This is a genomic window from Microbulbifer jejuensis (assembly GCF_047289955.1).
Classification (GTDB): Bacteria; Pseudomonadota; Gammaproteobacteria; order Pseudomonadales; family Cellvibrionaceae; genus Microbulbifer.
On the sequence record NZ_JBLBUB010000026.1, the window covers coordinates 1 to 24,857 of the forward strand.

Annotated in this window: 16 protein-coding genes, 1 tRNA gene and 1 pseudogene; 8 read left to right on the forward strand and 10 right to left on the reverse strand. The window is 55.8% G+C overall.

The genetic code is table 11. The features are described 5' to 3' along the window. Both ACL7TT_RS15845 and ACL7TT_RS15850 read left to right on the forward strand, forming a co-directional pair. Positions 1–1,169: pseudogene (locus ACL7TT_RS15845) on the forward strand (hypothetical protein); the annotation flags it as partial. 20 nt (positions 1,170–1,189) lie between these two features. Continuing rightward, positions 1,190–1,555 (forward strand): hypothetical protein, encoded by a 366-nt coding sequence (locus ACL7TT_RS15850; RefSeq protein WP_413396852.1) that lies wholly within the window; start codon positions 1,190–1,192, stop codon positions 1,553–1,555. A 309-nt stretch (positions 1,556–1,864) separates the two neighbouring features. Here the strand turns inward: ACL7TT_RS15850 and ACL7TT_RS15855 are convergent, their stop codons facing one another. Both ACL7TT_RS15855 and ACL7TT_RS15860 read right to left on the reverse strand, forming a co-directional pair. Then, positions 1,865–3,670, reverse strand: a complete 1,806-nt coding sequence (locus ACL7TT_RS15855; RefSeq protein ID WP_413396853.1) for an FG-GAP repeat protein — start codon at positions 3,668–3,670, stop codon at positions 1,865–1,867. A 328-nt stretch (positions 3,671–3,998) separates the two neighbouring features. After that, positions 3,999–4,075 (reverse strand) — tRNA-Arg (locus ACL7TT_RS15860). Between the two features lie 640 nt (positions 4,076–4,715). Between ACL7TT_RS15860 and ACL7TT_RS15865 the strand changes: the two genes are divergently transcribed. Continuing rightward, the gene (locus ACL7TT_RS15865; protein WP_459564500.1) at positions 4,716–5,696 is read left to right on the forward strand and encodes an NAD(P)H-quinone oxidoreductase; all 981 of its coding nucleotides are present in this window, start codon (positions 4,716–4,718) and stop codon (positions 5,694–5,696) included. A 326-nt stretch (positions 5,697–6,022) separates the two neighbouring features. Here the strand turns inward: ACL7TT_RS15865 and xseA are convergent, their stop codons facing one another. Further along, the gene (xseA, locus tag ACL7TT_RS15870) at positions 6,023–7,375 is read right to left on the reverse strand and encodes an exodeoxyribonuclease VII large subunit (RefSeq protein ID WP_413396854.1); all 1,353 of its coding nucleotides are present in this window, start codon (positions 7,373–7,375) and stop codon (positions 6,023–6,025) included. A gap of 171 nt (positions 7,376–7,546) precedes the next feature. Between xseA and guaB the strand changes: the two genes are divergently transcribed. Both guaB and guaA read left to right on the forward strand, forming a co-directional pair. Then, a complete protein-coding gene (guaB, locus tag ACL7TT_RS15875) occupies positions 7,547–9,034 on the forward strand; it encodes an IMP dehydrogenase (protein WP_299942909.1) in 1,488 nt (495 codons plus the stop codon). Positions 9,035–9,140: 106 nt separating this feature from the next. Beyond that, entirely contained in the window at positions 9,141–10,718 is a 1,578-nt protein-coding gene (guaA, locus tag ACL7TT_RS15880; protein WP_413396855.1) for a glutamine-hydrolyzing GMP synthase, read from the forward strand. 514 nt (positions 10,719–11,232) lie between these two features. Here guaA and ACL7TT_RS15885 read toward each other — a convergent pair. After that, positions 11,233–13,407, reverse strand: coding sequence for a malate synthase G (locus ACL7TT_RS15885; protein ID WP_413396857.1), 2,175 nt, complete (start codon positions 13,405–13,407; stop codon positions 11,233–11,235). A 186-nt stretch (positions 13,408–13,593) separates the two neighbouring features. Next, positions 13,594–14,529 (reverse strand): LysR family transcriptional regulator, encoded by a 936-nt coding sequence (locus ACL7TT_RS15890; RefSeq protein ID WP_299948494.1) that lies wholly within the window; start codon positions 14,527–14,529, stop codon positions 13,594–13,596. Positions 14,530–14,643: 114 nt separating this feature from the next. Between ACL7TT_RS15890 and ACL7TT_RS15895 the strand changes: the two genes are divergently transcribed. Then, positions 14,644–16,242, forward strand: coding sequence for an isocitrate lyase (locus ACL7TT_RS15895; RefSeq protein WP_413396859.1), 1,599 nt, complete (start codon positions 14,644–14,646; stop codon positions 16,240–16,242). A 130-nt stretch (positions 16,243–16,372) separates the two neighbouring features. Here ACL7TT_RS15895 and ACL7TT_RS15900 read toward each other — a convergent pair whose 3' ends face one another. From ACL7TT_RS15900 to ACL7TT_RS15915, 4 genes are all read right to left on the reverse strand, one after another. Next, positions 16,373–17,464, reverse strand: coding sequence for a CDGSH iron-sulfur domain-containing protein (locus ACL7TT_RS15900; protein ID WP_413396860.1), 1,092 nt, complete (start codon positions 17,462–17,464; stop codon positions 16,373–16,375). A gap of 2 nt (positions 17,465–17,466) precedes the next feature. Next, positions 17,467–17,754 carry a cytochrome b gene (locus tag ACL7TT_RS15905; protein ID WP_413396862.1) on the reverse strand — a complete coding sequence of 96 codons (288 nt, stop codon included), beginning with the start codon at positions 17,752–17,754 and terminating at the stop codon, positions 17,467–17,469. 247 nt (positions 17,755–18,001) lie between these two features. Then, entirely contained in the window at positions 18,002–18,373 is a 372-nt protein-coding gene (locus ACL7TT_RS15910) for an antibiotic biosynthesis monooxygenase family protein (RefSeq protein WP_413396863.1), read from the reverse strand. A gap of 24 nt (positions 18,374–18,397) precedes the next feature. Beyond that, positions 18,398–18,850, reverse strand: a complete 453-nt coding sequence (locus ACL7TT_RS15915; protein ID WP_413396865.1) for a MarR family winged helix-turn-helix transcriptional regulator — start codon at positions 18,848–18,850, stop codon at positions 18,398–18,400. Positions 18,851–19,279: 429 nt separating this feature from the next. On the opposite strand from ACL7TT_RS15915, the gene ACL7TT_RS15920 reads away from it, so the two are divergent. Both ACL7TT_RS15920 and pta read left to right on the forward strand, forming a co-directional pair. Beyond that, positions 19,280–20,488, forward strand: a complete 1,209-nt coding sequence (locus ACL7TT_RS15920; protein ID WP_413396866.1) for an acetate kinase — start codon at positions 19,280–19,282, stop codon at positions 20,486–20,488. Between the two features lie 2 nt (positions 20,489–20,490). After that, positions 20,491–22,644 (forward strand): phosphate acetyltransferase, encoded by a 2,154-nt coding sequence (pta, locus tag ACL7TT_RS15925; RefSeq protein ID WP_413396867.1) that lies wholly within the window; start codon positions 20,491–20,493, stop codon positions 22,642–22,644. A gap of 4 nt (positions 22,645–22,648) precedes the next feature. On the opposite strand, the gene ACL7TT_RS15930 is transcribed toward pta, so the two are convergent. Next, a complete protein-coding gene (locus tag ACL7TT_RS15930; protein WP_413396868.1) occupies positions 22,649–24,856 on the reverse strand; it encodes an acetyl-CoA hydrolase/transferase C-terminal domain-containing protein in 2,208 nt (735 codons plus the stop codon). Position 24,857: the final 1 nt, after the last annotated feature.

A 24,857-nucleotide genomic window follows, 5' to 3' on the forward strand; every position in this document is an offset into this window, starting at 1 on the left:
TGCCCTTTGATCCCGATAAGCTGTATCGGATTGAAGCCCGTGTTTATTTCTACAACCATGAGGACACCACCCGGACCCTCTACGCGGGCCTGGCTGGCTTTGATGCCAATGGTAATTATTGCAATGCCAGCGGAGCGAACAGCACCGGCAGCCAGCACTATGTGCTCGCCGCCAGCCTGAATCTGGTGGGGCAGTATTGGCAAAGGCTGGTGGCCTATGTCAAGGGCAATGCCAGCGGTAATGCCGTGTACAGTACCGCTCGCGGCGGTAACCATATCGGCAACCCGGCCAAACTGCAGGCCAATGTGCGTTTTATCGCCCCGCTTTTTTACGCCAACTATTCCAACAAAACGGGAGACATGTTAATCGACTACGTCAAGATCGACGTGGTGGAAGTACAGGACCAACGCAATCTGCCATTAATCCAGTCCGCCATCGCCAGCCTGCCCACCAGCTCCGCACTTTCCGCCGCCGATGTCGGCAGCACCGCCAGAATCACCGTGGCTGCGCACACACTGCAGTTCGGTTTTGGCACCATCAGTTACAACAGCGGCAGTATCAGCGGGTTGTCGTTCAGCAGAAAATATTACGTGTATTGCGATGATCCCGGCCTCAATGGGGGAACCGTTACCTATAAGGCCACCACCAGCTTTCCGGTGCTTGCCGGCCACACCTGGCGCCGTTCGGTCGGCACTATCCGGACACCTGCCAATGGCGGTGGCGGCACCATACCGGACGATCCCTGGTGCGTGGCTGCCGGCACCTGGTTGACAGAAAAGCTACAGGCGGATCACTGCAAAGCGGGCGATCTGATCGACTGCTGGGATATTGGTGACAGGGATACCCACCTGGCGCCCATTCACAAAGTTAAACCCCAGGACGAAGTGCCCTGTGTACTACTCACCATGGCAAGTGGTGCCCAGGTGATTTGCAGCCGTGAAACCCCGGTGACAGACCCGCAAGGCACAGTGTACGAAGCCAAGCATTGCCAGGGAGTAAAACTGGGTGTGCTGCATAAAGAGGAGCCGCTCACCTGGGAAACCGTCGAGCGGGTCGAATGTGCCGGCCTGCGCACCGTGTACAAGATCAGCGTGGGTAATATCAGCTATGCCGCCGGTGTGGACTCCCAGCACCGGGTGATTACCCATAACCAAAGGCACAAGCCCTAATAGCTAATTAAGGAAGCAACATGATTGAATACATTCAAGCCACTGGCATCAGCAACGCTGGAGAAGGCGAGCACTTTTATGAACTGACCAGCGGCATCTATGTCGGTGATATTGTGCGCATCTCGCAGGTACGCAATCCAATTGATCTGGACCAGGACGGCAGTCCCGACCAGTTTGCCTACAAGATGATCGGTGCCTTTGTTACCACGGATAACCAGGTGCGCAGCAATGCCGCCGGCACGCCCTGGCAAACCCCGGGCAAGGTGGAAACCCTGCAGGCCTCCGCTGTGGCTGAGGGCACCGAGAACGAAGAGGTCAATAAAGGCGCTTGGCGCATGGAGTGTATCCAGCGCACGGTGAACCTGCGGGTGGTGATTGGGGAGTGAAGTGAAGAGCTAACAGTCAATGGCGAGAGCACCGCACTGACCAATTCCAACTCAAGCCCCCGCCATCCAGGTAACTCAGTTAAACGTGATCAGCGGGCCGGAAGCGGCCGCACAGATCACATTTTGATATTCTCCCCGTTTAAGAGACGGAAAAATGTTGCTAATAAATAAATACAGCGCCGGAACCTAGTGCATCGTTATTGGCCTGGTCGCCATCAATGCCTGTCGCATTGCTACTCTCGGTAGATGCCCCCACCGCCAGAGTGCCGCCATCTTCGCTAAGACTGACCGCAATGCCGAAGACATCATCTAGTAAATAAATACAGCGCCGGAGTTTGGTGCATCGTCATTGGTTGGGTCGCCATTATTACCCGTCACATTGCTGTCCTCGTAAGAAGCCCCCACAGCCAGGGTGTTGCCGTCTCGACTAAGGCTGACTGTCAAACCGAAGTAATTATTCTTATTAGTATGGCTGGCCTTGACGTAGGCCTGCTGAGCCCAAACGACACCGGTGCGGGCAAACACATATATAGCACCAGAACCTAATACATCGTTATTGGCCTGGTCGCCATCAATGCCCGTCGCATTGCTGCCCTCGTAAGGCGCCCCCACAGCCAGGGTGTTGCCGTCTCGACTAAGGCTGACCGTCCAACCGAATTCATCATTCTCATCAGTATTGCTGGCCTTGACATAGGCCTGCTGGGTCCAGGTGGCACCGGTGCGGGCAAATACATACACTGCGCCAGAATTGTCTAAATCATTGATAGCCTGGTCGCCATCAATGCCCGTCGCATTGCTGCCCTCGCCATATGCCCCTACTGCCAGAGTGTTGCCATCACCGCTTAGGCTGACCCTTCTACCAAAGAGGTCCTTCTCATCAGTGTTGCTGGCCTTGACATAGGCCTGCTGGGCCCAAGTAGCCCCAGTGCGGGAAAACACATACACGGCGCCAGAAAGAAATGCATCGTTATTGGCTTGATCACCATCAATGCCCATCGTACTGCTGTCTTCGCCAAGCGCCCCCACCGCCAGAGTGTTGCCATCATCGCTGAGGCTGACAGAATAGCCGAAGAGGTCTTCCACATCAGTATTGCTGGCCTTGACATAGGCCTGCTGGGCCCAAGTAGCCCCAGTGCGGGAAAACACATACACAGCGCCGGAATACAATTTATCATTGTTGGTCTGGTCGCCATCAATGCCTGTCGCACCGCTGCCCTCGAGTTCTGCTCCCACCGCCAGAGTATTGCCGTTTCCGCTAAGGCTGATAGATCTACCGAAATGGTCAACTTCATCAGTATTGCTGGCCTTGACATAGGCCTGCTGGGTCCAGGTGGCACCGGTGCGGGCAAATACATACACTGCGCCAGAATTGTCTAAATCATTGATAGCCTGGTCGCCATCAATGCCCGTCGCATTGCTGCCCTCGCCATATGCCCCTACTGCCAGAGTGTTGCCATCACCGCTAAGGTTGACTGAGCGACCGAAGTTGTCACGCCAATCTGTATTACTGGCCTTGATGTAGGCCTGCTGGGTCCAGGTAGTACCGGTGCGAACAAATACATAGACGGCGCCAGATTCAAATGCATCGTTATTGGCCTGGTCGCCATCAATGCCCGTCGCATTGCTGCCCTCGCCATATGCCCCCACAGCCAGGGTGTTGCCGTCTCGACTAAGGCTGACCGAGTCACCGAAGTAATCACCATCATCAGTATTGCTGGCCTTGAAATATCCGATGCTTTCAACCAAAGAACCACTGACTGAAACAATTTTGGAGTCAGAGCAGCCCACCTGATTACAGGCCTGCAATAGATACTGTGCATTGGTTCGAGCATAGAGAGGTACTTCCAAGGCGAAAGTCTCGGTACCTAAAGGAATGTCTTCCCCTACTTGGCTAAAGCCCGAAACACCATCTGGATTTTCCTGAAGGCGGTAGTGGCTGGCTCCTTCGACACCGCCCCATTCAAACCGGAATAACTTGATAGCCTCGAAGCTCAAGCTAAAGTTCTGAGGTTGGCTAGGAGCTTGATTATTGTTGGAGTTGCCGGAGCCACCGCCGCTACAGGCGGCAAGCAGGGACAGGCTTAATATAAAAACAAAAGCAGTTACATTTTTCATTTTGGAGTGCATGTCTTTGCGTTGTGATAATGATTTTTAGATGCGAGTCCAGTTACATCGAGATGTGGGCGGGATTATGCTAGATAATGAAAAATATTCAAATTATGTTCAGCGGTTTATGGCAATTGTTGAGAAGTATGGGCTACGCTTTTCGGAGCAGGAATCTGCACAGATTTTGGCGCGGGTGAAGGAATAAAAAGATAGGAATAGATTGGCTAATAGAGGCTGGGGTGGCCAGAATGCCAAGGTTGATCTGTTATTTTTGGCATTATTTTTTGGCAACAACAAAAAAGGGCTTACGCCGATTGACGTAAGCCCTTGATCTATATGGCGCGCTCGGGAGGATTCGAACCTCCGACCGCCTGGTTCGTAGCCAGGTACTCTATCCAGCTGAGCTACGAGCGCGCTATGTTTTCCGACTATAGAGAATCGGACTTTGCCAGTCAAGTGATTTTTAAAGAAAATCCTTAAAAATCCGCAAGTTAGAAAGATTCCTGAACTTCCTTAAAGACCGACAGGGCGCGAATTCTGCCGCGCTGGACAGAAGTTTGCAAGCCCTAATCTAAAAATAATTGTCTCTGCCGGCTTGAGATCTTAGCGCTATGTCAATTTCCCTTTGCTTACGGACCTAATCTTACTAGCTAGGCGGGGCGCCAAGTCTGTCAATTCCACGAGGTGGGCTATTTGGCCTTTAAGCACACCGCACAAGCCTATGGTTGATTCAGGCTTACTCCCCCGGCGGCTCAAGACGATGCAATAGGTAGCTGGCAATGGCGTGAGCGCCGTTAGGATAGAAGGAGCCCTGATTAAAGGGTTCTTGCGCAGCCGGGTGCTTTGAGCGGGCGCAATAGCGGTGCCAGTGGCTGAGATACTATGAGTCTGAAGCCATGTTCCGGTAGTTGGTAGGGATATGATTCGTCCGGCAAATTTAGTTGGTTGCCAATGAGTAATGTGCGTCTATGGTTGCTGTGCCATATTGACCAAACTGATGGCTGTCCTGAGAGAATGTCGGACTTTCATACCAGGCGAATACTTAGAGGAGCGGATGATGCATGTGATTGAGTTGTCGGGGTATGGTGATCCGGCAGTGATGCAGCTGGTGGAATTGGCCAAACCGGAGGTTGCGGCAGACGAGGTGTTGATTGAAGTGGCAGCAGCCGGAGTCAACCGCCCGGATATCATTCAGCGTAAGGGGCACTATCCGGCCCCTCCGGGCGCCTCGCCAATTCTCGGACTTGAAGTGGCCGGTACAGTGGTTGCTGTGGGTGAGGCGGTGCGGCGCTGGCGGATGGGCGACAGGGTATGTGCGCTGACAAACGGAGGTGGTTACGCAGAATATGCCGCTGTTGCTGAAGGCCAGTGCCTGCCAATTCCGGCCGGGTTCTCTGAGGTTGAGGCGGCGGCTCTGCCTGAGAATTTCTTTACGGTTTGGACCAATGTGTTTGACCGGGCCAAACTGCAAAGTGGAGAAACGCTGTTGATACATGGCGGCTCCTCCGGTATTGGCACCACGGCAATCCAACTGGCATATCACATGGGAGCACGGGTTTTTGCCACTGCAGGCTCTGAAGAAAAGTGTACAGCCTGTGAAACACTCGGTGCAGAAAGGGCGGTCAATTACCGGGCGGAGGACTTTGTGCAGGTCGTGCGAGAAACCACCGGAGATCATGGTGCCGATGTCATCCTGGATATGGTGGGAGGCGACTATATTGACCGCAATATAAGTGTGGCAGCTTACGATGGCCGGATCGTCAATATCGCCTACCAGCGGGGCGCTAAGGTACAGGTAAACATGCTGCCGGTGATGCTCAAGCGTCTGATCTTGACAGGCTCAACCCTGAGACACCGCACGGCACAGGTTAAGGCGGATATCGCGCACGCACTTGAGGCTCGGGTCTGGCCGCTGATTGCGACCGGCAAAGTCCGCCCGCAGATAGCAGCGCAGTTTCCGCTGGAACAGGTGGCGGAGGCGCACCGACTGCTGGAAGCCGGTAAAGTCATTGGAAAAATCGTGCTCACTCTGTAATTCTGTTTTGAATTAGCCGTGAAAGCGGTATCTACAGTGAGAGCCTTTCGAAGCCCGCGCAATAGGGCAATGCATCTGTCTGACTGAGGCAGAGTCGCAAGTTTTTTCAGTTTTTAATAACGGCAGTACAGTAATATCGCAGCTGAGGGTCCTGTCGAGGCTTTGCCAGGGGCGCCGCTACTACAGACGCCCGAGAGGCTCTCTCCCCATCAATATGTCGGTTGTTAGGCAGCCGCTCATGCAACAGCAGGTGGCAATATTGAAGGGAATAACGAAACCCAACGGTTAAGCAGCCACAGGCAAACTCCACAATGTCTGGGGTGGATTCAGCCTTCGATGGCTTCTACCTGTGCGCTAAAGTGCCCACGGGCCAGCTTGACCTTGACTGTTTGCTTGGGAGCCAGGGTGCGGCTATCTTTCAGGGCCTCACCTTCCAGGTCCATGACAATGGCGTAACCCCGTTGCAAAACTGCCAGGGGGCTCACGTTATTGAGCAGTTGTGTAATATGGCTGAAGGTATCGCGGCTGCGCTGGAGCTGTTGTTTGGTTGCACGCTGGAGACTGCGTTGGGCCTGCTCAACCTGCTTCTGTTTCTCGTGAATATGGTGCTGGGGATGACAATGGGCTAATGCCCGCCGGGCAGTAGTGAGTCGGGTGTGGCACTGCTGGACCTGCTGTTTCCCCACTGCGAGCAACCGTATCTCGAGATGGTCCAGGCGTTGGGCGCGGTTCAGCAATTGCTCTCTGGGGTGGCGCAAGCGGTTGCGCTTCAGCATTACCTGCTGCTGCAGGTGGCGCAACTGGTGCTGCAGGGCCCGGAACAAGCGGTGCTTGTCACTTTCCAGCCGCTGGTATAATTCGCCGATATTGGCACTGGCAATTTCCGCTGCAGCCGAGGGCGTAGGGGCGCGCAAGTCAGCGACAAGATCTGTAACGGTGTTATCGGTTTCATGCCCTACGGCGGAAATGGTGGGAATCGGGCAGGCGGCCAGTGCTCTGGCCACAATCTCCTCGTTAAACGGCCATAGGTCCTCGAGAGAGCCACCGCCGCGGCCCACGATCAGGAGATCGTGGCGTTGACTGCGCCCGGCCTTTTCAATCGCGTCAGCGATCTGCTGCGCTGCTCCCTGGCCCTGTACCGCCACTGGCCATAATCCTATTTCTGCGGCCGGGTGGCGCCGGTGTAGGACATGGACTATGTCGTGGATGGCTGCGCCGATGGGAGAGGTGATAATGCCAATATTGAGAGGCAGGTAGGGCAGCGGGCGCTTGCGCGCGCTGTCGAACAGCCCCTCTGCCTGAAGTTTGGTTTTGAGCTGCTCCAACTGGTGCATCAGTATACCGAAGCCGGCCTCTTCCATATGCTCCACAATCAGCTGAAACTCCCCGCGCCCCTCGTAAAGGCTCACTCTTGCGCGGATCAGTACTTCGCGACCGTTTTGCGGTTGGAAGGCAACGCTGCAATTGCGGTTGCGAAACATGGCGCAGCGCACCTGTGTGCGGGCGTCTTTGAGACTGAAATACCAGTGGCCGGAACTGGGCTTGGCAAAGTTGGATATTTCCCCACTGACCCACAACAGGGGTACGCTATTCTCCAGCAAGTGCTTTACCTCCCGGTTCAGTTCGCTGACTGACAGGACACTGCGCTTGGCACCTGGGGTTGGGGAGAGCGGCTGCATCGGATGCACTCACGAGAAAGGTTGGCGCAGCAATATTGCAGTAACGTCGCGAGAGGTAAAGCCCCTTGCTCGATAATTTCGCTTTTCAGCAAATTGTCGTTTGCGTCTTAGGCACTTGGAGGTATAATCGCGCCGATACCCAATCCCGCCTATTTCGAGGTTTGAGTGTCAATGTCTGAATCCAATCTGCGCATCGCGCGCGAAGCCCTCACTTTCGACGATGTTCTACTTGTGCCCGGTTATTCCGAGGTAACCGCCAAGGATGTCAGTCTCAAAACCAAACTATCCCGCAACATTTCCCTGAATATTCCCATCGTATCCGCCGCTATGGATACGGTAACGGAGGCGCGGCTGGCCATTGCCCTGGCCCAGGAGGGGGGTATCGGCATTATTCACAAAAGCATGTCCATCGAGAAGCAGGCTCTTGAGGTGCGCGCGGTGAAGAAATTCGAAGCCGGTGTGGTCAAGGACCCCATTACCATTGAATCTGATGCCACTGTGCGCGAGCTGATAGCACTCACTGCGCACCACAATATTTCCGGTGTTCCGGTGATGGATAAAGGCGATCTGGTGGGTATTGTTACCAGCCGTGATGTGCGTTTTCTTACCGACCTGGATGTCAGTGTGGCCAGTATTATGACCCCGAAGACACGTTTGGTAACTGCCCAGGAGGGCGCATCTCCCGACCAGGTGCGTGAACTGCTCCACCAGCATCGCATCGAAAAAGTCCTGGTGGTGAACGATAACTTCGAGCTGCGCGGCCTGATTACGGTTAAGGACTTTAACAAGGCGGAGCAGTACCCTAATTCCTGCAAGGATTCCGATGGCCGCTTGCGCGTAGGCGCCTCAGTGGGCACAAGCCCGGACACCGATGACCGCGTAGTAGCATTGGTGGAGGCCGGCGTGGATGTATTGGTGGTGGATACCGCCCACGGCCACTCTCGCAACGTGATCGACCGGGTGCGCCGGATCAAGGGGATGCACCCCCAGGTGGATGTGATTGGAGGCAATATTGCTACCGGTGAAGCCGCGCGGGCCTTGGTTGAGGCCGGTGCCGATGCGGTGAAGGTGGGCATTGGTCCGGGTTCCATCTGTACCACCCGTATCGTGACCGGAATTGGGGTGCCCCAGGTGACTGCGATTGCGGAGGTTGCCAGGGCGCTGGAAGATGCCGGAGTCCCGATGATTGCCGATGGGGGTATTCGCTACTCTGGTGATATTTCCAAGGCCATTGTTGCCGGTGCTTCCTCGGTCATGATGGGCTCCATGTTTGCCGGTACGGAAGAGGCGCCCGGTGAAGTGGAACTGTACCAGGGGCGCACCTACAAATCCTACCGGGGCATGGGTTCTCTCGGAGCCATGGCGCGTACCCAGGGCTCATCTGACCGCTATTTTCAGGACGCCAGTAAAGGCGCGGAAAAACTGGTGCCCGAAGGTATCGAAGGGCGTGTTCCCTACAAGGGACCGCTGTCTGTCATCGTGCATCAGATGATGGGCGGGCTGCGCTCGGCCATGGGCTATACCGGCAGTGTGGATATTGAAACCATGCGTACCCGCCCAGAATTTGTCCGGGTGACCACTGCAGGCATGGGTGAATCCCATGTGCATGATGTGCAGATCACAAAGGAAGCGCCCAATTACCCGGTGAGTGGACGGTAGGCACCAATAGAAGCTGCCCCCAGACGGTAACCACAACCTCAAAAATAAGCGGCAAACAGACCTTATGGTCTGTTTGCCGCTACTTCATCATTGTATCGAGTCAATCATGAGCCAAGATATCCACTCCAGTCGAATTCTGATTCTGGACTTCGGGTCCCAATACACTCAGTTGATTGCCCGCCGCATACGCGAGCTGGGTGTTTTTTCCGAAATCCGCGCTTTTGATATGAGTGGGGAGGAGATTCGCGAGTACAACCCCAAAGGCATCATCCTGGCTGGTGGTCCCGAGTCTGTACCCGAACCGGATTCACCTCGCGCGCCGGATATGGTTTTCAACCTGGGAGTGCCAGTACTGGGCATTTGCTACGGCATGCAGACCATGGCGCACCAGCTCGGCGGTGCGGTGCAAGGTAGCCATGTGCGCGAATTTGGATATGCCCAAATAAAGGTTGAGGGCACTTCAAGTTTGCTGCGCGATATCAAGGACCACCTCAGCGATGATGGCGATGCATTGCTGGATGTTTGGATGAGCCACGGCGATAAAGTGGTGCAGATGCCGGGGGGCTTCAAACGGATGGCTTCTACGGATTCCTGCCCCATTGCGGGTATGTACAACGCCGAGAAGAACTTCTTCGGCGTACAGTTTCACCCGGAAGTAACGCACACTCTGCAGGGTGCGCGCATCTACGAACACTTTGTGATTGATATTTGTGGTTGTGAAAAGCTGTGGACGCCTGCGAACATTATTGAAGACGCTGTCGCCAGAGTGCGTGAACAGGTGGGCGCGGGCAAGGTACTGCTGGGCCTGTCCGGCGGTGTCGACAGCTCCGTGGTGGCAGCGCTTCTACACAGAGCGATCGGGGACCAGTTGGCCTGTGTATTTGTGGACAACGGCCTGTTGCGCAAAAACGAAGGCGATCAGGTAATGCAGATGTTTGCCGAGAACATGGGGGTACGAGTGATTCGGGCAGACGCTCAAGACCACTTCCTCGCTCGCCTGGTGGGTGTGGATGAGCCTGAGTCGAAGCGCAAGATTATTGGCAATACCTTTATTGAGGTGTTCGATCAGGAAGCCTCCAAACTGCAGAATGTAAAATTCCTGGCCCAGGGCACCATCTACCCCGATGTTATTGAGTCGGCTGCCGCAAAGACGGGCAAGGCACACGTTATCAAGTCCCATCACAATGTGGGCGGCCTGCCGGACGACATGCAGTTTGCGCTGGTGGAGCCGCTGCGGGAGCTTTTTAAGGATGAAGTGCGCAAGATCGGGCTGGAGCTGGGGCTGCCTTACGATATGGTATACCGCCACCCCTTTCCGGGCCCGGGTCTGGGTGTGCGTATCCTCGGGGAAGTGAAAAGCGCGTATGCGGATATCCTGCGTGAGGCAGATGCAATTTTTATCGAAGAGCTGCACAAGGCCGATTGGTACCACAAAACCAGCCAGGCCTTTGCCGTGTTCCTACCAGTGAAGTCTGTCGGTGTGGTGGGCGATGGTCGCCGTTACGAATATGTGGTGGCTCTAAGGGCAGTGGAAACCCTAGATTTTATGACGGCGCGCTGGGCGCATCTGCCCTACCAACTGATCGAGAAGGTCTCCAATCGCATTATCAATGAGATAGCGCAAATCTCCCGCGTGGTATACGACGTATCCAGCAAGCCGCCGGCGACGATCGAGTGGGAATGATTCCATGTCTCGCAGCATTTGCCATCTGCAAGTAGTAATTCAATCATAACCAATTGTATTCAATAGGGTTTTTTCTAACATTAACTGGCAGTGTCAGGCACTTTCCAGCCCGGGTTTACGTCGACTTACCGCGAACCGGACCACCGAGGAGATTGCAGCCCTGTTGCCATGGAATCTTCAGAACGTAACGCAAGCAGATCTTTCGAGTGAGTCAAAGGGTGAGGTTACTTGATCGCTTACGGTACAGCTGCCATTGGTCAGTGCAGAAAACGCTCGCCGGCGCTGGCATTGTTGATGTCCCTGGCTTGACGGAACAAATCAAAGCCGGGGCCCTACGTGCTGCAAGAACAGCCCGGCTTGCACAGGTGTGCGGCAGGCCGATTGGTTTTGTCCAACACCGATTTCACTATAAGCGCTGCGTTATGGCCGAAGCCCAGCGCTTACCTACAATCGATGGATTTTAAAAAATACTGGTGTCCCATGGACCCATGGTATTCATCCCTGAGCCCGGCGATCAAGCATGCATGGCCTTAAACTCCCGTCTGCGGCGGTGCAACACCGGCTCAGTGTACCCGTTTGGCTGCGCACAACCCTCAAACACCAACTCGCAGGCGGCCTGGAAGGCGATGCTCTTGTGAAAATCGGGTGCCATATTGCGGTAATTGGAATCGCCGGCATTCTGGCGATCTACAATGGCGGCCATGCGCTCCAGGGTTTTGCGCACCTGCTGCTCGCTGGCGATACCCTGTTTGAGCCAGTTGGCGATATGCTGGGAGGAGATACGCAGGGTTGCACGGTCTTCCATCAGGCCAACATCGTTGATATCCGGTACCTTGGAGCAGCCTATACCCTGCTCTACCCAACGCACAACGTAACCGAGGATTCCCTGAGCGTTGTTGTCCAGCTCCAGCTGGATATCCCTGGCGCTCCAGTTGGGTGTTTCCGCTACCGGTAGGGTAAGAATATCTTCCAGCTTGGCGTGGTGGCGATGTTGGATTTCTTCCTGGCGACGGTTGACGTCCACCTTGTGATAGTGCAGCGCGTGCAGGGTGGCCGCGGTGGGCGATGGTACCCAGGCGGTGTTGGCGCCGGCCATGGGGTGGGCAAGCTTGGCCTGCATCATGGCTGACATCTGGTCGGGAATGGGCCACATACCCTTGCCAATCTGCGCCTTGCCTTTGAGGCCACTGTTGAGACCCACATCCACATTCCACTCTTCGTAGGCCTTGATCCAGGTGGACTGTTTCATATCGCCCTTGCGGATCATGGGACCGGCAAGCATGGAGGTGTGGATTTCGTCACCGGTGCGATCCAAAAAGCCGGTATTGATAAATACCACCCGCTCCCTGGCTTCGGCAATACAGGCCTTCAGGTTCACCGTAGTGCGGCGCTCCTCGTCCATAATACCCATTTTTACCGTGTGGCGCGCCAGACCGAGGACATCTTCGATGCGGTTGAACAGGGTATTGGCAAATGCCACCTCCTCCGGGCCGTGCATCTTCGGTTTCACAATATAGATGCTGCCGGTACGGGAATTCTGGAATGCACTTTCGCCGCGCAGGTCGTGTAATGCGATCAGGCTGGTAATCATGCCATCGAGTATCCCTTCCGGAATCTCCTCGCCATCACCGAACAAAATGGCATCACTGGTCATCAGGTGGCCCACGTTGCGCACAAACATCAGGCTGCGGCCGGGGAGGATACGCTGGTTACCGTTCGGACTGGTGTACGCACGATCGGCGTTGAGTTTGCGCTCGAAAGTCTTGCCGCCCTTGTTGATGGTTTCTTTCAGATTCCCCTTCATCAGGCCGAGCCAGTTGCGGTAAACCACAACCTTGTCTTCGGCATCCACTGCAGCTACAGAGTCTTCATAGTCCATAATGGTGGTGAGTGCGGATTCCATCAGCACGTCCTTAACCCCGGCAACGTCGGACTTGCCGATGGGACTTTCCCGATCGATTTGGATTTCAAAGTGCAGTCCGTGCTGCTTGAGCAAGATGCCGCTGGGCTCTTCGCTGTCGCCGCGGTAACCAGCAAACTGCTTGCTGTCTTTCAGCGTGGCGATATCGCCGTTGTCCAGTTCCATTTCCAGCAGGGGACCGTTCACACGGTATTGCACAACCTCTCTGTGGCTGCCACAGGTGAGCGGAGCGGACTGGTCGAGGAAACCGCGGGCATATTCAATCACCCTGGCACCGCGCACGGGATTGTATTCGGTACCCTTTTCCGCACCACCCGCTTCGCTGATCATGTCGGTGCCGTAAAGGGCATCGTACAGGCTGCCCCAGCGGGCATTGGCGGCGTTGAGGGCGTAGCGGGCATTCATCACCGGCACCACTAGCTGCGGGCCGGCCAGGGTGGCGATTTCCGTGTCAACATTCTCGGTGCCGGCAGTGAAGTCTGCAGGTTCATCAACCAGGTAGCCGATCTTCTGTAGGTACGCGCGGTAGCCTTCCAGGTCGCGAAAACCCCCGGGGTTTTCGCCGTACCAGTGGTCCAGGGTTGCCTGCAGTTTGTCGCGCTTTTCTAGCAGGGCACGGTTGACCGGCGCCAGATCGCGGACAACCGATTCAAATTCAGCCCAGAAAACTTCGGCGCTGATCCCGGTCCCTGGGATCACCTCATCACAGACCAGATGGTAAAGCGCCGTTGCAATTTGCAGATCGCCGATTTGGATTCGTTCCGTCATACCCTGGGCCTCTCTCTGATCGTTGGAATAACGGCATTCTATACAGCCATTTCCCCATACTGCTAATTAATAGGCGCAATTTCCACTATTCACAGATTCAATTTTTTATTGGTGCTACTGTAGGGAACTGCAAGACAAACACCTTGAGCTCACAAACCCGAATTGGGAACGCACCCTGTCCATCGCTCAGAGCGCCCGGCCAATATCCAGGATCAGGCGCCGCAGCCAGCGGTGGGGGGCGCTCTGCTGCAGCAGCGGGCTCCAGGCCATTTTCAGCTCAAACGGGGGAATATCCAGTGGCGGATTCCGACGAACCACCTTGGGATTGTCACTGGCCAACTGCGCCAGGCGGGTGGGCACCGTCACAATCAGGTCGCTCTGCTCCGCCAGTAACATGGCCACCTGGTAATGACGGGTGAACACAGAGATATCCCGTTTTTCCCCCAGGCGATCGATCGCCTCATCCACCCAGCCCAGCCTCTGGACATCCTCGGGGTTTACCCCCACGCCAACGCCCATACCGGTTTTGCTCACCCAGATATGCTGCGCCTTCAGGTAGCTTTGCAGATTGTAGTCTTCGAGAATCGGGTTATCCGTACGCATCACACAGGAGAAACTGTCCCGCCATACCGTTGCCTGGTGAAAACTCTGCGGCATGCTGTCAAAACGGTTGATCACCATGTCAACCTTGCCCTGCTCCACATCCACGAAACTCACATCACTGGGAGTCATGATATCCAGGCTGATACCGGGGGCATCCTGCCGTAGTTGCCTGAGCAGTGGGGGAATCAGGGTCGATTCTGCGTAATCGCTGGCCATGATACGAAAGGTCCTGCGGGTATTGGCCGGGTTGAAATCCCGGTTTGGCTGTATCACTCGATCTATGGAAGAGAGAGCCTCGCGCACCATGGGCTGCAGCTCCAGGGCCCGCTCCGTCGGCATCATACCCTCCCGTGTGCGCACCAGAAGCGGATCGCCGAACTGCTCGCGCAGGCGCTTGAGGCCATTGCTCATGGCCGGCTGGGAGAGCCCCAGGTAATTGGCTGCACGGGTGACGTTGCGTTCACGCAGTAGTACATCCAGGTAGACCAGCAGGTTCAGGTCGGCTCTTTCCAGTTGCATAAATCATTCGCCAAATCGATAGTGAAAATAAAATCAATAAATTAGGCAAATTATGCCATGCCCCCTAAGATACTCAACACTTAATCGCAGTCACCGTTTTAAGGAAATGCAGTCATGGCCACATACACTCAAGACATCGATGCGGTAGCCAAGCTCCGTGAAAACCATGGAGGCACATGGGACGCTATCGACCCGGAATCCATTGCGCGTATGCGTGCCCAGAACAAGTTCAAGCACGGCCTAGATATTGCCAAATACACTGCCAACATCATGCGTGCCGACATGGAGAACTACGACAGGGACCCCGCCAAATACACCCAGTCACTGGGGTGTTGGCACGGATTCATTGGCCAGCAGAAAATGATTGCCATCAAGAAGCATTTCAATGGCAAGACCGACCGCCGCTACCTGTACCTGTCCGGGTGGATGGTTGCCGCTTTGCGCAGCGAGTTCGGTCCCCTGCCCGACCAGTCCATGCACGAAAAGACCGCGGTAGCGCACCTGATTGAAGAGCTGTACACCTTTCTGCGCCAAGCGGATGCCCGTGAACTGAACGACCTGTTCCGGGCCCTGGATGCCGCCCGCGAGGCCGGGGACAAAGAGGCCGAAAGGGCTGCCCAGGATAAAATCGACAACCATCAGACCCATATTGTGCCCATCATTGCCGACATAGACGCCGGCTTCGGTAACGCCGAGGCAACTTACCTGCTGGCCAAGAAAATGATTGAGGCAGGCGCTTGCTGTATTCAGATCGAAAACCAGGTCTCCGATGAGAAACAGTGTGGACACCAGGATGGCAAGGTCACCGTCCCGCACGAAGAATTCCTGGCCAAGATCCGCGCCGTGCGCTGCGCATTTTTGGAACTGGGCGTAGACAACGGACTCATCGTTGCGCGCACTGACTCCCTGGGTGCCGGCCTGACCAAACAAATTGCCGTGACCAAAACACCCGGCGACCTGGGTGACCAGTACAATGCCTTCCTGGACTGCGAGGAAATTGAGGCCTCCGAGCTTGCCAATGGCGATGTTGTCATTAACCGCGATGGCAAACTATTGCGTCCAAAACGCCTGGCCTCCAACCTGTTCCAGTTTCGCAAAGGCACCGGTGAAGCGCGCTGTATCCTGGACAGTATCACCGCCTTGCAAAACGGTGCCGATCTGATCTGGATTGAAACCGAAAAGCCCCATGTTCGCCAGATTGGCAGTATGATGGATGAGATCCGCAAGGCCGTTCCGGATGCGAAGCTGGTTTACAATAACAGCCCATCCTTCAATTGGACCCTGAATTTCCGCCAACAGGTATTCGATGCCTGGACTGAAGAGGGCAGAGATGTATCCGCCTACGACCGCGACAGCCTGATGCACGCCGAGTATGACGATACCGAGCTGTCCGCCGCTGCCGATGAGAAAATCCGCACCTTCCAGGCCGATGCCGCCCGAGAAGCCGGTATCTTCCACCATCTGATCACTCTGCCCACCTACCACACTGCGGCTCTGTCAACCGACAACCTGGCCAGGGAATACTTTGGTGAGCAGGGTATGCTGGGTTACGTGAAAGGTGTCCAGCGCAAGGAAATCCGCCAGGGTATCGCCTGTGTCAAGCACCAGAATATGGCGGGTTCCGACATCGGCGATGACCACAAAGAGTACTTCGCGGGTGAAGCCGCCCTAAAATCCGCTGGTAAAGACAACACCATGAACCAGTTTGGATAAACCGGTTGCGATGTTCTCCAGAAGCAATAAAAGGCGGCGCAAGCCGCCTTTTATTGCTTACCCATTTCCGAAAAATTCAACCGGGGGAGTGCGTCCCGAGAAAGTGAATCACCCGTGGCCATAAGCCCTATTACGCACTTCCCTCTCCATCAGTAAAACCCTCTGCGACATGCGATCCGTCGCAAAACGGTTTATTCTTTGACGCGCCACAACGGCAAAGTGCGTATTTATTCTCGCACGCCCCCTCGCACCATACCGCATTGGCCAGTGCGACATTGCGCACACGATAAGGCCCGCTTGCCTCCGCCTCAATTGCAGTGCCGGACGGCACCTCGTGGCGCAGACCTTCGCCATTTTGTTCGTACCCCAATGCACCGGAGGGGCAGGCGCGTATAACATCAAGTATTTCAGCAACCGAACCTTTGTCCGGGTCTATCCACGGGTCACGCGCTGTATCGAATACCGCTTCGAGGCGCCGGCCACATTCATAGGCTTTGGAACAGAGCAACCGATTGTAAAGGATGTTTATTTCCCTGCCCCTGTACCTGGAGAGTTCATCGATTGTGCGTTCAGGCGATTTCCCATCTAAGTAACCCACACGGGTATGTGAACCGTCGCAATAGGGTTTGTTCTTTGATGCACCGCAGCGGCACAGTGTCACTGTGGCCTGGGTGGCTAGGGCCGCACCGTCAGCGCCGATGAAATCCTCTACGCCACTGATGATTGCGGGGCCATTCTTGCGTAGCACGATTGACGCCGCACACTGAGCGACCCCAGCACTGGGCGAAGCGATCCGGCCTGTGAGGCGCAAACCATCGCGGATATTGAGCCCCATCAAGGTCAGATTCGTCGCGCCGGCAATGAGCTCCAATGTCTGGACAGCATAGAAAACGCTATCAAAAGAGCCCGCGTTTGCTTTCGAGGCCAAAAAAACGGCTGACGGCAGCAAGACGATCAGGCCGTTCAATGCAATGATCGGCATCCGCTTTTTCTTCGCCACAACGCCTTGATCGCCGCGTCTCTGGCCCAGAGACATCCCGGAGCCTCCGGCAATCACCATAGAGGGGATCAACACGAGCATGCCCCAAACAATGCCATTCTTAACAGCCGTAATGGCCGCTTGGTGACCGATCAGCTCTGAAACCACTGTCGAGGTCCAGAATGTAGCAATCATAAGAAAGCCTACAATTCCGGCAATAGCGTGTACTCTGCTCTTTGTCATTGCTATCTGGCTCCGAACCACATGCGTCGCAGCAGTTGGTCCCGCTTCAATAGATGGTGATAGAGCGCTGCGCCGACATGTAGGATCAGCAGCGCGATGATAACGCGGGCACCGATACCATGCGGCCTGCGCGGTGGATAATCGAAGAAATCGGTCAGAGTCGCCAGGTCTCCGCCGCAGATGATTGGGCCGGCACCCGATAGAATCACCATGCCGATACCGCTGGCAGCCGTACCGAGAATGACCACATAAAACAGGATATGGAGGCTCGGGATGCACGATCCTGCCAACTGGGCATGGGCACTGAAGCGGGTTTATAGTCCATAAAGCACCACCAGCCGATGCGCACCAGTGTCAGCAAAAGAATCACCACACCTATCGGGACATGCACTCGCAAAGCGGCTGCATCCTCCATTGCGCCTGCTCGAAAGCCCGAACCGATCACTACAACGGAGCAGAGCACTGAGCCAGTGAATGGCCACAGCAACCGTGCCGTATTGCTCTGATGTGCTTTTGAGTGACACTGCGTTCCATTGGTTAGGCTACACAGTGGCCGGGCACGGCGAGCTTTTTGAACAGATGCGGGGAGGCAATAGCGCTTTCAGGGTAACCACCAATGCGCTTCTGAAACTCCGGGCTTGTAAATGCGTTGCGGAAACTGTCCACGCTTTCCCATATCGCGTAATTTACGAAGGTTCCGCTGCCGCCAATGGCTTTGTGCAATTGTGTGGCGATATAACCGGGTTGTGCACGCATAAAGTCTGCATCGTGTTTCCACGCCGCAAGCAGGGCTTCTTCCTCGGCTGGATCGACGGTGAAGACGTTGATGAGTACGATGGAACCGTCTTCGTTTGTCTGCATTTGCTCGGCCAGACTGACCTTGTCATTGAGCTCTTCGAATCTTGCCATCATTCATTTCCTTTTACCGTTGTTTCAAACACCTGTTTGCTCAGTGCGATCACGAACGATTTCCAAAAGCCTGAGCGCGTCTCGGATACCTTGCTCACTCAGCCCCTCTGCCAGTGCGTTGACCCAAGCGGCTTGTGCTTTGCCAATTTCAATCATGACCGCATGCCCGGCCTCGCTGATTGTGACAAACGGCGAACGTTTGTGATCAAGGTTTTCCTCCAAAGTAACCAGCTCCTGATCCTCGAGATCATTGACAATGCGCTGCACACCTTGACGAGCCAGCCCCATTCTCCTGGCTATCTGGGCAACCGTGAGTGGCTGCCCCCATTCGTCGATAGCCCCCATTACCTGCCATCGAGCGCTCGTCATGCCCATTGGCTTGGTCAATTTGTTACCCGCTGCCAATAACACCCCGTTCAGCCGAAAGGTCTCAAGGATCAGGGCAGTCAACGCTTCGCCTTCAATTGTTCGCTTCATTTTTATCATATTGTCATACTGTAAATATATTGTCAATCTGTGTATACAGTTCCTTTTGAAGACCCGAAACAGCGCGTGGCAATACACCGAGCCTATATTGATTGAGCATCTGCTATTGGGATTGCATTTAAAGCCTATCGGCAGTGTCTGTCAGATCAAACCAGGGCTGCGACACCTTCATCACACCGCGCTTTGAAACCGGTACCATTAGTCCCACAAGAGGACAGATCCCCGGTTTATTCAGGATCACCTCAAGAGTACCGGAGGCATGACTGTACAGCACTGCGGGGTTCCAAATGGGCGCCCAGCCCGAGGCCTGCAATGGCGTCAACGATACTGTTTGAAGTCGCCAACTGTGATTTCCCCTGGTGGAACCCTCGGTCTCATTTTGTCTAGCCTTAGGGGGTATCCCGTTGAAACACTTGCTCTATGCTCGACCCCGACCTGGTGCTGATTCTCAATTGCGGCAGCTCTTCACTCAAGTTTGCCGTACTTGACCCCGAATCCGGGAAGGAATTCCTGTGTGGTCAGGCATACGCCCTGGGGGGGACCACAGCAAAGCTGGTATGGCGCTACCGAGCCCAGAATGAGACACAACAGCTTGATCGGGATGACGACTACACCACCGTGATTCGGATTCTTGTTGATCGGTTTGATAGACAGTGGTCGGAATTGAGAGAGCGGCTGCTCGCCATCGGCCACCGGGTGGTCCATGGCGGAGAGCTTTTTGCCAGTTCGGTTCTGATTGACGAGGATGTTCTATCTGCCATCCGATCCTGTTGCGAACTGGCCCCGTTACACAACCCTGTCGCCTTACAGGGCATTCAAGCAGCCCTTGCCGCCTTCCCCCAACTGCCACAGGTTGCCGTGTTCGATACCGCCTTCCACCAGAGTATGCCGGACTACGCCTACCTGTACGCGCTCCCCTACAGGCTTTACCAGGAGCACCATATCCGCCGCTACGGGATGCACGGCAGCAGCCATCGCTATATCAGTGAACGCAGTGCCCAACTGCTGGGCAGGCCCGCCCCGGAGGTCAACGTTATCTCGGCGCACCTGGGCAACGGCGCCTCCATCGCTGCCATCAAAGGTGGCTACAGCGTGGATACCAGTATGGGGCTGACCCCGCTGGAAGGGCTGGTCATGGGCACGCGCTGCGGTGATCTGGACCCGGGCCTACTGCTGTATTTGGGGCGGACACTGAACTATTCCCTGGGCGAAATCGAGCAACTGCTGAATCGGGAAAGCGGCCTGATCGGCCTCTCCGGGCTCAGCAATGACTGCCGTGCGCTGGAGCAGGCCGCTGAAGACGGGCATACCGGCGCACGCCTGGCCCTGGAGGTATTTTGCTACCGGCTGGCAAAATACATTGCCGCCTACACCATTCCCCTGCACCGGGTCACTGCACTGGTATTTACCGGAGGTATCGGCGAGAACTCGGCCTGGGTACGCGATCGAACCACCGCCTGGTTAAATGGCCTCGCCTATCAATTGGACCCGGCGCTGAATGAAAAAATACGCTTTGGTGCCGAGGGGCGGATTTCACGGCCAAATACCCCGGAAGTTCTGGTGATCCCCACCCGGGAAGACTGGGTTATCGCCAAAGATACCGCCCAATTGGCGCGGGGGGGAGCCTAAGCATGCCGCACAATGCTCGTACCCTTATGCTGGTTCCTGTGGGCGCGGGCGTGGGCATGACCTCGGTCAGCCTCGGTTTGATCCGCGCACTGGAACGCAACCGGGTGGAAGTGCAGTTTTTCAAGCCCGTCGCGGAACCCTCCCCGAACGGCACCACAGAGCGCACCACTGAAATACTGCGACACAATGCCAACCTGGCCAGTCCCAGTCCCTTCAGCGCACAATATGCCGAGACCCGGGTATCCACTGGAAAAATGCCCGAGCTGCTGGAAGAGATACTGGCCCGCTACCGCAGTGGCAGCAGACACACGGATGTGATTGTGGTTGAAGGCATTCTACCCAGCAGCAACAGCCAATTCTCCAACCAGCTCAACTACCAGATTGCCAAAACCCTCGACGCAGAGGTGGTACTGGTGGCCTGCCCCCCAGGCGGCGCCACCAAACAGTTAAAAGAGCGGCTGGAGTTTGCGGTGCGCGCTTTCGGCGAAGGGGATTCCAACCGGGTGGTGGGCTGTATCATCAATAAACTCGGCGCCCCTTTCCATTATTCGGATACCCCCGGCGCCCACGCCGGCATGACCGCCCAAGTGGAGACACCCGCGGAAAGCGCCACCTCCATCACCAAAGAGGCCCTTTACCAGCAGGTCCCCCTGCGGATTGTGGGCTGCATTCCCTGGAATGTAGATCTGCTCGCACCGCGGGCTCTGGATCTGGCCCGACACTTCGATGCACAGATCATCAACCGCGGGGAACTGGAAACCCGGCGACTGCGCAACGTGACCTTTTGCTCCCGCTCCCTGGCCAATATGCTCAGACGCTTTACACCGGGGGCCATGCTGGTGACCTCTGCGGACAGGCCCGATGTTGTTGCTGGCGCTTGTCTGGCGGTGATGAATGGAGTGAAGATCGGCTGTCTCTTGCTCACCGGCGGTTATCAGCTGAATCGTGAATTGTTCAAAATCTGTACCCCAGCAATGGAAACCGGTTTACCGATCCTCCTCGTGGGCGCCAATACCTGGCGAACTGTGATGGATTTGCAGACCTTCAACCAGCGCACCCCGGCAGACGACCGGGAGCGGGTCAACCGGGTGCAGGATTTTTTTGCCAGCCACCTGGACGAAAACTGGGTACACTCCCTCAGTCAGGTTTCCAGCCGTCCCCGGCGTATGTCACCTTCTGCCTTCCGCTATCACCTCACCGAGCTGGCGCGCCGTTCGCTAAAACGCATTGCCCTGCCGGAAGGGGAGGAGCCGCGCACCATCAAAGCCGCACTGACCTGCAGCGAGCGGGGTATTGCCCAGACAATACTGCTGGGGAATGCCAAAACCATCCAGAGGACTGCAGAGCAACAGGGGCTCAAGCTCTGTGACAAGGTGCAGATCATCAATCCGGCAGAGGTGCGGGACCGCTATGTGGAACCCATGGTCACCCTGCGCAGGAAAAAGGGCTTGGCCCAGGTAGTGGCGCGGGAACAACTGCGGGATAATGTGGTGCTGGGCACCATGATGCTGGCACTTGACGAGGTGGACGGCCTGGTGTCCGGGGCCATACACACCACCGCTAACACCATTCGCCCCGCCCTGCAGCTGATCAAGGCCGCCCCCGGCGAGCCACTGGTCTCATCCATATTTTTTATGCTGCTGCCGGATCAAGTGCTGGTATACGGGGACTGCGCCATCAATCCGGACCCCAACGCGGAACAACTGGCCGCTATTGCCATCCAGTCCGCGGACTCTGCCGCAGCCTTTGGTATCGAGCCGCGTGTGGCCATGATCAGTTACTCCACCGGAACCTCGGGCAGCGGTTCGGATGTCGACAAGGTGCGCGAAGCCACCAAAATTGCCAGGCAACAGCGACCCAAGCTGGTTATCGATGGACCCTTGCAGTACGACGCCGCCCTTATCAAAACCGTAGCCGCACAAAAGGCACCACACAGCCCGGTGGCCGGGCGTGCAACGGTATTTATTTTTCCCGACTTGAACACCGGCAATACAACCTACAAAGCCGTGCAGCGCAGTGCGGATCTGGTGAGCATTGGACCCATGCTGCAGGGATTGCGCAAGCCGGTCAATGACCTGTCGCGCGGCGCCCGGGTGGATGACATCGTCTTCACCATCGCCCTCACGGCCATCCAGGCGCAGCAGCGGAATCAATAGCCGGCTACTCCCAGCACAGAGGCCGCCTCGTATCGACAAAATCCCGCAAAGCGGCAGCAACCACATAGGCTTCCAGGCGATGTTCGTAAGTTTCGGTGTGATCGTAGCCCATGCGCGCCAGACAGCGTTGGATATACTCGGCACTCTCGGATTTGTCGTGCCAGACTCTCCGTCCCCGGATAACAGCCATCAACATGTGCCACCAACGCCGGTCCGCCGCTTTTAGCTGCTGCAATGCCACCGCGAGCAGGGCCTCTTCACTGGTAAAATCGGTGCCCAGGGGGTAATAAGGCAGCATTGCCAGACATTTTTTATTTGTGAAAACTTTGGCGATATGGCCAGGCGTATTGTTGTTGAACTCTGCGGGAAGAAGAAAGTCTTTTTCAATTTTACCTGCCTGCTTGGCCTGTTCCAGCAGCACTGCCTGGAAACGGACATCGCAGATACTGAGCATGGATACCATCACATCCCGATCCGTCTTGCCGCGCAGGTCCACAGCTCCGTACTCGGTGACCACCACATCGCGCAGGTGTCTGGGGATGGTGGTATGGGGATATTCCCACACGATATTGCTTACACAGATGCCGTCGCGGTTTCGGGTGCTGGGCAAGGCGATAATCGAGCGTGCACCGGGCAGTTCAAACGCCTGGGCAACAAAGTTGTACTGTCCCCCCACACCGCTCACCACCTGGTTGTCCACAAGGCCATCGGAGACAACCGCGCCACCCAATGTCACCATCATGGCCGAGTTCACGAAACGCGCCTGCCTGCGCTGGACCCGCTTCAATGTCCGCTGGGACTGCAAATCATTGGTGAAATCGATTCCGGTCATATCAATGCCGGCCCGCTCCCTGGGGGGCAGGTCGCGAAGCTCTCGATACATCAATTCCGGCCCCAGATAGAATCCACCGTGCAACCAGGTCCCCCCCAACAGTTTCCTGTTGAGGCACTCTCCTATCAAGCGCCTGCGGCCGTGCTCACTGTGCAGATCACACTCTTCTTCCTCCCCGTCAGGGGTCAGCAACTTGTGCCCGCGCCAGCTGTAGCTGGCATCGACAATGCCAAAGCGCTGTAGGAACTCGGTATCTTCCGGGGTCAGGGGGGAAGAGATGCGGCCGCATTTCTTCAGCGCCAACAGGGTCTCCTCGTTCACCGTATGGGTAATTTCATCCCGATCCAGCAGGGCTTGCAGAGCGGCATCGGCATAGACTTCCCGGGTAAGAATACCGGCCCGGCGCAGGTGCAAAAATCCATGGGGAAGCATTTCGCTGACAGCGTAGAGCCCCTGTTGAAAGGGTTCCGCCATAGGTGTCAGTGCTTCGCCGCAGGCCGGGGACTTGTGGCGGTTCAGTCCTTCGATCAAGCGCCGATAATGTCCATTCTCTAAATGGCGCAAACGCAGGGCATGGCATACCGCATCTCCGAGCGCGCCAATACCCAGCTGCAGGGTGCCACCATCTGCGATCAGGCTGGCGATATGCATGCCAATACTGTGTTCAGTAAAACTCACCGGCATCGCCGGAGCCGCAAACAGCGGCGTATCAAAAGTGTCTCCCTCCAGCAAAAAATCAAACTCGATTGCATCCAACTCGCTGGTGCCGGTGATATAGGGCAGCTGTGGGTTGACCTCGCCTACCAGAATCAATGGATGGTCATCGCAGGCGTTGCTCAGTTTCAAAAACGGCAGCGTCAGATCGGGGTTACAGCTCAAACTAAAACGCACACCATCCTCGACTGGCGACACCATCTGGGCAATCACATTCACACCGCTTCTCAAAAGCGCTTCGGGCACCTGAGTGTAATTAACACTGGCATAATGCTGCTGTGCATAGTCATTTCCCAGCAGTGCACCCGGTGCCATAAAAAACTCGATCACCTCGATATTGCTCGGCAACTGTTCCCTGCGGCGGGCGGAAGCGTAAGCGAGATCCTGATAGTGACCATAGAGGCGATCCAGTAAAGGCTGGATAAAACGACGCAATATATCGCTGTTCCCCTTGGGGCGCTCCAGGGTAAGGGCGGTGAATATGGTCAGGGAAATCGATGGATCGGCAACCGCACGAGCGTAGAGGGCATTGGCAAAGTGGTTCGCCTTGCCGATCCCCAGGGGCAGACCCAATACGATTTCCTTGCCCACTTTTTCCAACAGCGCATCAATACAGGGCTCAACGGTGCTAAAACGCTGGGGGGTTTTTCTGGAAGGGGTTTGCATG